10 protein-coding genes are annotated in these 12,139 nt (G+C 70.6%); 4 read left to right on the top strand and 6 right to left on the bottom strand.

Annotated elements, in window-relative coordinates:
* Positions 1 to 101 precede the first annotated feature (101 nt).
* Positions 102 to 662: a DUF1707 SHOCT-like domain-containing protein gene (locus FED44_RS15415; RefSeq protein WP_167521482.1), complete on the bottom strand. Its 561-nt coding sequence runs from the start codon at positions 660 to 662 to the stop codon at positions 102 to 104.
* 609 nt (positions 663 to 1,271) lie between these two features.
* Between FED44_RS15415 and FED44_RS15410 the strand changes: the two genes are divergently transcribed.
* Together FED44_RS15410 and FED44_RS15405 are read left to right on the top strand one after the other, a co-directional pair.
* Positions 1,272 to 3,215 (top strand): tetratricopeptide repeat protein, encoded by a 1,944-nt coding sequence (locus tag FED44_RS15410; protein ID WP_167521481.1) that lies wholly within the window; start codon positions 1,272 to 1,274, stop codon positions 3,213 to 3,215.
* A gap of 153 nt (positions 3,216 to 3,368) precedes the next feature.
* The gene (locus FED44_RS15405) at positions 3,369 to 4,724 is read left to right on the top strand and encodes a nucleotidyl cyclase domain-containing protein (protein ID WP_208759007.1); all 1,356 of its coding nucleotides are present in this window, start codon (positions 3,369 to 3,371) and stop codon (positions 4,722 to 4,724) included.
* 52 nt (positions 4,725 to 4,776) lie between these two features.
* On the opposite strand, the gene FED44_RS15400 is transcribed toward FED44_RS15405, so the two are convergent.
* Positions 4,777 to 5,421, bottom strand: a complete 645-nt coding sequence (locus FED44_RS15400; protein WP_138461094.1) for a hypothetical protein — start codon at positions 5,419 to 5,421, stop codon at positions 4,777 to 4,779.
* Positions 5,422 to 5,862: 441 nt separating this feature from the next.
* Between FED44_RS15400 and FED44_RS15395 the strand changes: the two genes are divergently transcribed.
* The gene (locus FED44_RS15395) at positions 5,863 to 6,360 is read left to right on the top strand and encodes a DinB family protein (protein WP_138461093.1); all 498 of its coding nucleotides are present in this window, start codon (positions 5,863 to 5,865) and stop codon (positions 6,358 to 6,360) included.
* 6 nt (positions 6,361 to 6,366) lie between these two features.
* On the opposite strand, the gene FED44_RS15390 is transcribed toward FED44_RS15395, so the two are convergent.
* From FED44_RS15390 to FED44_RS15375, 4 genes are all read right to left on the bottom strand, one after another.
* Positions 6,367 to 7,662, bottom strand: coding sequence for a M20/M25/M40 family metallo-hydrolase (locus tag FED44_RS15390; RefSeq protein ID WP_138461092.1), 1,296 nt, complete (start codon positions 7,660 to 7,662; stop codon positions 6,367 to 6,369).
* Positions 7,663 to 7,729: 67 nt separating this feature from the next.
* Complete coding sequence (locus FED44_RS15385; RefSeq protein WP_244301956.1) at positions 7,730 to 9,571, bottom strand: S9 family peptidase; 1,842 nt, start codon at positions 9,569 to 9,571, stop codon at positions 7,730 to 7,732.
* Positions 9,568 to 10,674, bottom strand: a complete 1,107-nt coding sequence (locus tag FED44_RS15380) for a C39 family peptidase (RefSeq protein WP_244301954.1) — start codon at positions 10,672 to 10,674, stop codon at positions 9,568 to 9,570. The genes FED44_RS15385 and FED44_RS15380 overlap by 4 nt, the downstream gene beginning before the upstream one ends.
* 101 nt (positions 10,675 to 10,775) lie before the next feature.
* Complete coding sequence (locus FED44_RS15375; RefSeq protein WP_138461091.1) at positions 10,776 to 11,354, bottom strand: TetR family transcriptional regulator; 579 nt, start codon at positions 11,352 to 11,354, stop codon at positions 10,776 to 10,778.
* 64 nt (positions 11,355 to 11,418) lie between these two features.
* Between FED44_RS15375 and FED44_RS15370 the strand changes: the two genes are divergently transcribed.
* The gene (locus tag FED44_RS15370) at positions 11,419 to 12,135 is read left to right on the top strand and encodes an alpha/beta hydrolase (protein WP_138461090.1); all 717 of its coding nucleotides are present in this window, start codon (positions 11,419 to 11,421) and stop codon (positions 12,133 to 12,135) included.
* The last annotated feature ends 4 nt before the right edge of the window (positions 12,136 to 12,139 follow it).

The following is a 12,139-nucleotide window of genomic DNA, read 5'->3' as shown; positions in this document are numbered from 1 at the left end:
CCGCATGCCCGAGGGCCGCCCGAATCGTCGGCGGGGAGTGCGTTGTGCGGCCTCGGACGCCGCGGCGGCTGTCGCCGGAAACCGCTGCGGGGCGGCCCGTGCTATCGCACGATGATGGTGCCTGGGCCGATCCTCCCCGTCACGTGGACGCGCAGCCGAACCGGCGTGCCAGGGGCGACACGCGTGTGATTCTGCACGCTGCCACTGCCCACCGCCACATCCTCGACGTCCACGAGGACGTCCGGCGGAACCACCAGCGTCACCGATCCGCTGCCCACCGACGCCTCGATCTCCAACGTGGGTGAAGAGATGACGGCACCGGTGAAGTCGAGGAGGACGGATCCGCTCTTGCACTCGACCTGCATGCGCTGCGGCACCACCCAAGCGCCGTCGCGCTTCGCGCTCGCGCTGCCGACCGCGATCCGCGTCATCTCCTTCGGAAGACCGGCCGCCAACGCCCGTCCGGCCGCGGGGAGGTCCGTGGTCAGCGCATCGAGCTCCCCATAGGTACGCGCCGTCAGCGCCGCTTCGATCCGTTGGTCCAACTCGTCCGAGCTCAACCGGCCGTCTCCGGCGGCGACTCGTAGCAGCTCCACGACCTGCTCTCGATCCTTGTCAGACGCGCGCAGCTCGCCCCGACCGGGCACCGTTTCACCAGACATATCTTCACTGTAATGATGTGTCCGTTCCCCGTCCCTGGGCTTGTGGAGCTTTAGGGGGTACGTAGGGGTCTGAGCACATGCCCAGCGTGCGGCCGCCAATCGCGACGTCCCAGCCAGAACCTGGGAACTGCCGCTCGCCCATGCCGACCGCGGGGGGACGGGCATCGTCACGGCGCTGTCGGTTTCCTATCCCACGAAGCCGAGCCGGATTCACGCCCCGCAGGTCGTGATCGCCCTCCACGGCCTGCAGGTCGTCCAGGCGTCGCAGCAGTAGGTGACCCGTTTCCCGTGGAATGTCGGATTTCTAGGCGGGTGTGATTCCGATCGTTCCCTGCGATCGGTTGCCTGCTTGTACCCGATCCGCATGGTCTTTAGTCTGGAATGGTGGACGTTGAATTATCTTTGAAAGTGGTCGGGTCGGCCGTCGGCGTGATCGGGGTAGTAATAGCGTATTTGCAGCTTAGACGGGATGGCGGGAAGAAGCCGCACGACCCTCTTCCTTCCGGAAGTGCAGTGCTGGACCCACGAGTTATTCTCAGGCCGCCGGTAGGGCGGCTGCCCAAGGTATTCAGAGACCGGAAGGCCGTGCGCCGAAAGCTCCGAAAGGCCGTGCGGCGGCCCAACGGAAAGGTTCACCTACTGCACGGCCTGGGCGGTTCGGGTAAGACCGCGATAGCCATCAAGACGGCCCAGGAAGTCGCTGGCAGGAGGCGGATGGTGTGGTGGGTTTCGGGTGTTACCTCGCCGGAATTCATCACCTCCATGGTGGACATCGCACGCGCGCTCGGGGCGAGGGAAAACGAGGTCGAGGATGTTCTGGCCGGCCGCGGAAATCCCGCCGACCTCGTCTGGAGATATCTGGAGCGGCACAAGAAGTGGTTGCTGATCATCGACAACGTCGATGACATCCGGGTGCTCGACGTGGGCACGATCAAGGCCGGCGACGGGAACGGCTGGCTCCGCCCCACACACAGGGGAACTCTGCTCGTGACAAGCCGGCTGGGCGACCTGTCGCAGTGGGGGACCTTCACGAGCGCCGATAAGGTGGGGCCGCTCGATCCGCGGGATGCGGCACTGATGCTCCGTGACCTCGCGCCGTCGTCGGGCTCATATCAGGAGGCCGAGGCGCTGGCCGACGGACTCGGGTTCCTTCCGCTAGCCCTGCGCCATGTCGGCTCCCTCCTGTCCTCGCCTTTCTCCTCGGAGCCGAGTTTCGCCGCCTACTCCTTCTCCTTGAGAACCAATCTGAGCACACTGATGAAACAAGGCGAGAGCGAGCGTGACGTCCTGTCGAGAACCTGGGAATCGTCGCTCGACATGCTGAACGCGCAGGGACGAGGTCAGGCGCGTCCGATACTGCGAACCCTGTCGTGCTTCGCGCCCTCCATACCAATCCCCACCCGGATGCTGGACAAGGGGATTCTGGCGGACTTGTGCGACGGCGACGTCGAAGCGGTGACCGAGGGAATGAAGGCGCTCGAGTCCGTCAAACTCATCGACATAGCGGAGGGGCAGCCGGTCGATGGCGTCGCGATCGTGGTCCATCCCCTCATCGCGGAGGCCAACCGCCTCCACCTGGACGAGGGGCGGGAGACCGCGCTCGTCACGAAAGTCTCCGTTGCGCTCGTCCTTCATGCCGTCGAAGGGCTGAAGATGGAGGAACCTCGCGACTGGCCACGCTGGTTCGATATGCGGCCTCACATGATGTCCGCGTTGGAGCAGGTCAGTCGGCATCCTGTGGACGGGTACCTCGGCGAGATGGCGAAGTGCGTGGCGCGCGCGATCGCCGCTCTTGTCTACGCGGGCTACTACACCACCGCGCTCGACGTGACGCGGACCGCGCTCTCACTCGTGCGCGGTCTCGGGGAATCCGATCCGGGGCTTCTGGATCTCAGGCACGAGCTGGCAGGGGCGCTGCTTTACACCGGAAACGCCGCCGATGCGGAGCGGGAGTACCGCGCTGTCGCCGAGGCAAGGTCGAAGGCGTTTGGTGCGGAAGATCCGCAGACGCTGATCAGCCTGTTCCAGTTGGCGTATGTCCTGGCGATGACGGATCGGCTCGACGAGGCCGAGAAAGTGGCCCGCCGGGTGCTCGAGGTCAGGATCAGAGTGCTCGAACCCGGTGATTACTACATACTTGTCACGCGATACGTGCTCGATGACATATTTTTCCGGCAGGGAAGATATGAGGAGTGTCGGCAACGATGTACTGCGTTGCTCGGCGATGTGCGCACCCTCCTGGGTGCCGAGCATTTCCTGACCATCACCACACAGCACCTTCTCGCGCGTGTGCTGCTCGAACAGGGGGAACCGCGAGAGGCGGAGGCCGAGTTGCGAGCGGTGCTGGACGCCGGGCGCGGAACGCTCGGCGACAGGCATCCCGAAATGCTGAAGACCCGGCTGACGTTGGCGCGCGCACTGGCGACGATGAGACGGAAGAGGGACGCGCGGGCCGAACTCAATCGTGTCCTGACCGAGTTGGGTGGATCGGTCCCGGAAGGCCACTCGGTGTTCGAAGACTTCCAGCTGGCGGAAGACGCCCTGCAACGGTGACCTGGGTCCAGACGTGTGACGGCCTCCGGGGGCGCCCGGGCGCGAAGACCGCTGTTCCCGCGATTACGGGAGTGTCTTCACCTGGAAACGGGCGCTCCAACTTAGGCGGGAAACCGTGAGTGGCTGCCTGTTTGCTGTAAGTAGCGTTCGTGCGTGACTTCCGATCGTACGATGCCCCGGCACGACCCGGGCGCCTTCGACCTCGCCCGGGATGTGGCCCCCGGCCTGCCGATGGCTCTGGTCGAACAGTGGCGGGCGAGCGGCTGTACCGCCGCCGACGCGCGGCGCCTGCTCGGCGCGCACGTCACCACCGGCTACAGCGTGGTGTCCGACTCGGCAGGGCTGACCAGGCTCAGCCGCAGCCTCGGCCTGCTGGAGGTGCTGGCGCTCATCGACGGCCCGAAACGCCTCCTGCACGCGTACGGCACGGCGGCGGGAGGCCGGGCGGTCGGCGTCTGGGCGGCGGACAACGCGCAGATGTTCCATCCCGCCTCCATCGGCGCCGACGTGCTGCTGTCGGCCCTGCTGCGGACGCAGGACGAGATCGTCCGCCGCTGCCGGGTCCGGATCGGCGTCGGCGTCCACCACGGAAGCTTCTACGACCTGGACGGCGGCCTGTACGGCGCGGAGGCCGACGCCGTCGAGGTCCTCGCGGAGAACCACACCGAAGGCGGCGAGATCGCGGTGACCGAGGCGGTCGCCGAGCGGCTGCCGGAAGGCCACTCCTTCGTCCTGCGCAGGAAGGACGTGCCGGGTGTCCCCGGTGGCCCGCTGCGGGCCGTCTACCGGGTGCTCGACGGCCCGCGCGCCGCCGCCGAGACCGCGTCCGGTAACGGGGCGTCCGCTAACGGGGCGTCCGGAGAAGGGGCGCGGTATCCGATCCCGTACTCCGCCGCCTTCTACGAGGACCTGCTGCGCCTGGAGCGCGATCCGGGGAACACCGGGCTCGCCGCGACGCTCGCCGAGCGGCACCTGAGCGAGCGGACGGTGGTCCTGGTCGAGCGCGGCGAGGCGGACGCCGGCGACCGCGCCGTGGACGAAGCCGTGCACCAGGTCGTTGACGGCGTCGTGGACGGGCACGGCGGATCCGAGGTCGCGATCCTGCGGGGGCTGGACCTGTCGGCCCTGATGCGCGAGACCGGGCGGCGCCTCCTGCCGCCGGAGGGCGCCGTCGAGATCAAGGTGGCCGGCCCGCTGGCCATCTACCTGTTCGACGAGCCCGCTCCAGCGGTGCGTTTCGCCCGCGATCTGCGGACCGCCCTGGCGGAGGTCGGGATGACCTGCCGGATCGGGGTGGACACCGGTCCGGTGCTGGCCGGTTGGACGCCGGCCGGCGTCTGGGACGTGGCCGGCGCGCCGGTGAACCTGGCCTCCAAGATGGCGCAGGACCTCGCCCCGCAGCAGGCGGTGTGCCTCAGCCAGGCGGTCGGCGCGCACGCCGACCTGGACGGGTTCGCCCTTGTCCGCCACACCGTCTCAGGCGTGGACATGACCTTCCACCTGGGGTGACCTCGCGGCGTCCCGGCCGCTCAGGGGACGGCCGGGGCGCCGGTGCGGTGGCTCACAGCACCCTGCCGCGCCTGGCGGCGTGCGCGTAGTCGCGCAGGGCCACGCCGATCTCCGGCCGCTCACGCAGGAACGCGTCGATCGTGCTCTCGACCAGGTCCGGGTAACTGGTGTGCCAGTGACCGAGCCCGTGCAGACCGCTCTCCACGCAGGCGACGTTCTCACTCGAGAGGGTGCCGCGCATGACGTTCAGCAGCACCTCGTCGACCCCGCGGGCGGCGGGGTCGTTCGGGCTGCCCCAGGTGGGGAAGACATCCCACCACATGTAACAGATGCTGTTGAGGCGTTCCTTCACGGCCGCGCCGTGGTCGCCGTGGCTCAGCGCGTTCTCGCAGAGGGGTTCGAACAGCCGCTTGTGCAGCTCCCGGATCGCGGCGGCGCATTCGGCTCGCGGGTCCTCGGGCACGGCAGGGTTGTAGAGCTGCCGGAACAGCCCGGAGTCGGCCGCCAGATACCACAGACCATCCGCGAGCTGCGGAGTGGAGTATCTGCCCACGAGTTCCCCGGCGGTGCCGAGCAACTCGGTCAGCGAGACCACGACGTCGAGCGGCTCGTCCGGCACGTCGTCCAGCAGACCATCCCGCAGGTCCTCCCGTGGGCCGAACAGACCGTCGGCCCACGCCTCGCGATCGATCCCCATCCTCCGAATGTCTCACCGATCCACGGCCGGGCACAGCTGATTTCACGCCGTCAGCAGGCGGTCGAGGACGCGGACGCCGAACTCCAGGCCCTCGACGGGGACCCGCTCGTCCAGCCCGTGGAACACTGGGCAAGGAGTTCGAGCCGACCGCGCAGTCCATACCTAACTGGGTGGTCCAGGCTGAGCGTGATGAGGGCCGCCGTAAGGACGGTCTGACCAGCGCTGAGAAGCAGGCGTCGTTGCTCGACCGGCGTCACTTCGCCACCCGCGCCCAGGCCAAGGCCGCCAACTTCAGCACTGCGGGTGGATCGCTTTCCTGTCTAGTGCGTTGACCACATACGTTCACCAGGTCTGATGACACGCCCTTCGAGGTCCATGGCGGGTGTGCCGGGTGGCCCCACCACTTAGCCCGAGTGACGGGGCGACTGTTACGTTCCGGGCATGAGAAGAGTCCCATTCACCGGTGGTGAGAAGGAAAGCCTCCAGGCCAGCATGGACCGGCATCGCGACGCGGTGCTGTGGAAGGTCGAGGGCTTGGACGACGAGGCGCTGCGACGCCCCATGACCCCGTCTGGGACGAACCTCCTGGGCCTGGTCAAGCATCTGGCAGCCGTCGAGTACTGGTGGTTCGCCGGCACGTTCGGGCAGGAGCACGAGGAGCTCCCGTTCGACGACGATGACGAGGACGCCGACCTGCGCGTCGACCCTGGCGAGACCACGGCCGACGTCCTCGCCTTCTACGCCCGCGCCCGCGCGTCCTCGGACGAGGTCATCGAGAAGTTCGGCCTCGAGGACCTCGGCACCAACGAGCGCGGCGAGAGGATGACGCTGCGCTGGGTGCTCATTCACATGATCGAGGAGACCGCCCGGCACGTCGGCCACATGGACATCGTGCGCGAGCTCATCGACGGCGCGAGCGGCGATCACCGGCACGCCTAGCGTCTGTCACGGTAATTCGGCCGGCTGATCGCCCATAAGGAGGCGGTCGAGGACGCGGACGCCGAACTCCAGGCCCTCGACGGGGACCCGCTCGTCCAGCCCGTGGAACATGCCGAAGTAGTCGAGGCCTGGCGGCAGCAGCAGCGGCGCGAAGCCGTATCCCCGGATGCCGATCCTGGCGAACCACTTGGCGTCGGTGCCGCCGGTCATCACGTACGGGACGGGCCTGCCGGTGGGGTCCTCGGCGAGCAGGGCGGCGGTGAGCTCGTCGAACAACCCGTCGGCGGGGGAGGAGACGGCCTCCTCGAAGCTGACGAACTCGCGGGAGACCTTCGGGCCGAGCAGCCGGTCGACGGTCTCCAGGAACTCCTCGCGCTGTCCCGGCAGGAAACGGCCGTCGACGTGGGCCTCTGCTGTGCCGGGGATGACGTTGACCTTGTATCCCGCGTTCAGCATCGTCGGGTTGGCCGAGTTGCGCAGCACCCCCTTGAACAGGGCGGCCGCGCGGGGCAACCGCTCGATCTCCTCGTCCAGCCGGTCGACGTCGATCGGCCGGCCGAGTGCCCGCGACAGCTCCTCGATCAGCCGGGCAACCTCGGGCGTGAGCCGTACGGGCCAGTCGTGGGCGGCGATGCGGGCGACGGCGGCGGCCAGCTCGGCGACGGGGTTGTCCACGGCGGGCTTGGACCCGTGCCCCGGCACACCGCGGGCGGTCAACCGCATCCACGCGGTGCCGCGTTCCCCGACGGCCACCGGATAGATGCGGACATCGCCCTCGTACCAGGAGAAACCGCCGGACTCGCTGATCGCCTCGGTGCAGCCCTCGAACAGGTCGCGGTGCCGCTCCACCGCGTGCCCCGCGCCGTACTCCCCGGTGGCCTCCTCGTCGGCGAGGAACGCCAGCACCAGGTCGCGCCGGGGCCGTACGCCCCGGCGCGCGTTCTCGCGGGCCCACGCGAGCGTCATCGCGAGCGTGCCCTTCATGTCGACCGCGCCCCGGCCGTGTACGCAGCCGTCCTCGATCTCCCCGGAGAACGGGTGCGTACGCCACTCGGCGGGGTCGGCGGGCACGACGTCGAGGTGCCCGTGCAGGAGCAGCGCGTCGGGACTGTCGCCGGGGATGCGGGCGACCACGCTGGTGCGGCGCGGCGCCGACTCGAACACCACCGGGTCGATCCCGGCTTCGGCGAGCAGGGACGCCACGTATTCGGCGGCCCGCCGTTCGCCCGGGCCGTCGCCCGACCCGTCGTTGGTGGTGTCGATCCTCAGCAGCTCCGAACAGATCGCCGCGACCTCGCTCATGCCGTCTCCTCGCCTGACGGCTCGGAGTCGCAGGAGCGAATCGCACCGTGTCTGTCGCTCCGCTCCCTCAATGTGCCTCCCCGTTGTGCAGTGTCAGCGGTGGGACCTCGGGCGTGGGGAAGCCGAAGACTATCCCGTAGAACGCGAGCTCCGCCTCCAGCGCCCGGACGATGGTGTCCTCCCGCCGCCATCCGTGCTGTTCCCCCTCGAAGGTGAGGTACGCCCACCGGTGGCCGTGCCGGGCGAGCGCGGCGGCGAAGCGCTCGGACTCGGCGGGATCGACCACCTTGTCCTCCAGCCCGTGTAGGAGCAGCGCCGGGCCCGACGCCCGCGCGGCGTGCCGTTCCGGCGACCGGTCGAGGTACCGGTCGCGGGTCTCGGGCAGCGGGCCGATCAGCCCGTCGAGGTAGTGCGACTCCAGGTCGTGCGTCTGCGCCGCCCAGCGCTCGGGGTCGGAGATGCCGTAGTGGGACACCGCCCCGCAGAAGACGTCGCTGTGGACGAGGGCGGCCATCGAGGTCCAGCCGCCCGCGCTGCCGCCCCTGATCGCCACCTTCTCCGCCCGCCCGGTGCGCAGCAGCCACCGCGCCACGGTCTCGCAGTCGCGGACGTCGACGACCCCCCAGTTGTGCCGCAGGCGCTCGCGGTAGGCCCGGCCGTATCCGGTCGAGCCGCCGTAGTTGACCTCGGCGACGCCGATGCCCCTGCTGGTGAAGTAGGCGATCTCCAGGTCGAGCACCGGCGCCGCCGACCCGGTCGGCCCGCCGTGGACGAACAACACGTACGGCGCGGGCCCGCCGCCGGGCGGGGCGTACACGTGGGCGTGGACGCCGTCGACGGTCACGGCCTCGGGCGTGGGCAGTTCGGCGTCGCCGGGCACCGGTTTGCCGGGGGAGAGCACCTCGTGCCGCCCGGTGTCCAGGTCGACCCGCACCACCTCGTACGGCCGGTGCGGCGAGGCCGCGACGCCGACGACGTGGGAGCCCTGCGCCGACAGGGTGGGCGCCCAGAAGGTGTAGCCGCCGCCGACGTCGCGGATGGCGGCGCCGCCCGAGCCGTTCGGCAGGGGCCGGTCGAGCACGCCGAGCCGCCGTTCGTCGGCGGTGCCGTACACGGCGGCGATCCGCCCGCCGGTGACGGCGAAGAACGTGCCGCCGATCTTCCAGGTGGCGTCGCCGAACTCCAGGGGGACGGGGGTGAGGTCACACGTCGTGCCGTCCAGCCCCACGAGGTGGATGTTCCACCAGCCGGTGGGATCGGTCACGACGTAAAGGCTCTCGTCGTCGCGCCACTCGGCCTGGCAGGTGGACGCGCCGGACAGCAGCACCCGGTGCGGGCCGCCGGCGACGGGCGCCACGCACAGTTCGGTGGCGTCCCAGGGCATGTCGGGGTGGTTCCAGCCGATGTAGGCGAGCGTGCGGCCGTCCGGCGACACCCGGGGGTTCATCAGGAAGCGGTGGGACGCGACCACGCTGCGCAGAGGGGAGCCGTCGAGCGGCACCACGACGATGTCGCGGTCCGCGCTCCGGGGGCCGCCCTGCTCCCGCACGCACCAGACCTCGTCGCCGCGCACCACCAGGTCGGCGTAGCGGGCGGGGCCCTCGGGGGTGAGCGGGACCGGTTCCCCGCCGGGGGCGCACAGGTGGATCCGGCCGTCCGCCCAGTCGGTGAACACCAGCCGGCCCTCGTGCGCGCGCCAGGACCGCCCGCCGTACTCCATCACCCGGTTCCGGGCGTTCCAGCCCTGCGGCAGCACGTCCTCGATCGCGCCGCCGGCCGTCCGCCGCACCACGCAGCGCCGGCCGCCCTCGTGCGGCCGGGGCTCGTCCCACCAGACCTCGTCGCCCGAGATCTCCACCCACAGCGGGCGGTCGTCCACCCGCGCGACGTCCACGGCCCGAATCGTCACCAGTTCCCCCCCGAGTCCGGAAGAGTCGTACCCGGCGGGTGGACGATGTGCACGATCCCCCCGCTGCTCGTGCCGCGCAGCCAGACGCTCTCGAAGGCGGCGCGCGGGTAGATCCGCCGTACGCCGTCGTCGTCCGGCGCGGCGGGGTCGTTCGCGATCACGTCGCCCTCCGCCGTGAACCCCGTGACGACCATGATGTGGCCGCTCGTGGAGTATCCGGCGCCGGGAAGCTCGTGCTCGCGGAACGCCTGTGAGGTGATCACCGGGATTCCGGCGGCGATGAAACGCTCCAGTTCGCTCAGCGAGCGCAGCCGCGTGACGAAGCCGTCCAGCCCGTAGCGGCCCGCGTACGCGACGCCGAACGGCCAGTTGCCGGTGCCCTGGTAGCTGTGGTCGTACATGTCCCTGGCGGCGTGGTCGACGGCCGGGCACGGATCGCCGGGAGTCACCCAGGCGAGGTCCGCCGGAGTGGGCCCGCGTCCCCAGTAGCCGAGCACCATGGTGAACGCCGCGGGGCTGCACCACGACTCCCCGCCGCCGTCCCACTGCGGGTAGTGCCCGAGGTGCGCCTTCTGCGACCGGCGCGGCACGTCCAGTTCGACCCCCCGCGCGCCCCGTGCTCCCATGGTTCCCGGCGCGGCGCCGCCCCTCGTGCCCGGCCGTACGGAGGAGGCCATCACGGTGAGCGACCGCACGTGGCCGCCGCCACCGTAAAGGGTGACCCGCACCCGGTACGACGTGACGGGCCGGGCCGCGACGAGGGTGTCCACCGCCACGTCGCCGTCGGCGTCCCCCTGGCCCGGCAGGGACGTGCGGTGGATGTCGGCGTCGCTCTCGGCCCACCGGCCCATGACGTACCACTTGGTCAGGGCGCCGCTCACGGTCCGGGCCCGCATCTCGATCTCCAGCCACGCGCCGGGGGGCGTGGCGGCCGTCCACGACGGCACGAGCTGGGTGGCCGGGAAGCCGATCTCCCGCTCCTCGGAGGTCCAGCGGATGTAGGGCCATTCCCGCTCACCGCCGGGCGCGAACGGGTCCAGGTACTTCGCCGTTCCGTCCTCCTGCCCGCCGACGGACCATCGGTGCAGGACGACGAGGCTCAACTGGGGCTCCGCTCGGCATACAGCAGGGTGACCACCTCGCCGATTGTGGTTTCCGCCCTGACCTGGCGCATCGGATGGTTTACGTATCCGACACACGGACGCTACGGCATCGCGCGCCGTGCTCCGTCCGGGCCGAGCAGGCGCAGGAACGCGGCGAAGGCGGTGGCCGTGCGGCCGTCGTCTCCCGTGGTGTCGCGGTCCAGGAGCAGCCCGCGTACGACCGCCAGCGTCGCGGTCGCCAGGGCGGGGGCCGCCTCGCCGTGCTCGGGCCGCAGGCCCTCCTCCAGCACGCCGAGCCAGTCCGTGGTGGCGGCCTCGCGGAAGTCCGGCCACAGGGCGGCCCCCTCGGGTGTGCCGTGCACCATGCCGAACAGCCGGAGGAACGGCGCGCCTTCCGGGGCGGTCAGCGTGCGCCAGGCCCGCTCCAGCGTCCGCGCGTACGGCTCGTCCCGGGGCGCGAGGGCCGTCCGGAAGAACGCGAGCTGACGGGTCCTCGCCTGCTGGAGCGCCTCGCGCAGCAACCGTTCCCGGGTGCCGAAGTGGTAGATCAGCATGCGCGGCGAGGTGCCGGCGCTCGTGGCGAGGGCGGCCAGGCTCGCGGGCAGGCCGTGGGCGAGGAGGTGGTCGGCGCAGGCGGCGAGCAGCCTGGCCCTGATCTCCGGCTGGGGACGCCGGGGCATCGCGGCCGCCTTTCACGTAACACGCATTACGCTTATAAGCCTACCGTCGTCGGAGGAGGCCGTCGTGCGTGTCGTGTTCGTCCACGGAGCCTGCGTGCGGGACGGAGCGTGGTGGTGGCACCGCACCGCCGCGATCCTGGAGTCCGAGGGAGTCCCCAGCGGCGCGCCGCCCCTGCCGAGCTGCGGAGAGGGCCATGAGGAGGGCGGGCGGCTCCCGGGCGCCGACGGGCCGTCGCTGCCCGACGACGTGGCGGCGGTTCGCGCGCATCTCGCGTCCGTCGCCGGTCCGGTCGTGGTGGTGGCGCACAGCTATGGGGGCGTCGTCGTGGCCGAGGCCGCCGCGGGGCTGCACTCGGTGCGGCACCTGCTGTTCGTGACGAGCTTCCTGCCCGAGCCGGGCGAGAGCCTGTCGTCCTTCGGGGACGGCGGGCCCTCGCCCTACCTCGACTTCGGCTCCGACGGGACGTTCGGCGTGCGCCCGGAGACGGCGACGGAGACGTTCCTGCAGGACTGCGACGAGGAGGCCGTCGCGGGGGCGCACGCCCGCCTGGTGCGGCAGACCGCCGCCGTCACCGTCCGGCCGGTGGGCGCCGCCGCCTGGAAGGAGATCCCCTCGACCTACCTCGTCTGCGCCTGCGACAACGGGACGCCGCCGCCCCTGCAGCGCGCCCAGGCGGCGCGGGCGGACCGGGTGGTGGAGATCGACGCGGGCCACCACCCGTTCCTGTCTCGCCCGGATGAGGTGGCCGGCCTGGTCCTGCGCCTCACCGCCGACGGATGACGGG

It is taken from the genome of Microbispora triticiradicis (genome assembly GCF_005864065.1).
Taxonomy (GTDB): Bacteria; Actinomycetota; Actinomycetes; order Streptosporangiales; family Streptosporangiaceae; genus Microbispora; species Microbispora triticiradicis.
Note: the sequence above shows the minus strand (reverse complement) of the source record. Positions and strands in the feature narration are given on the sequence as shown.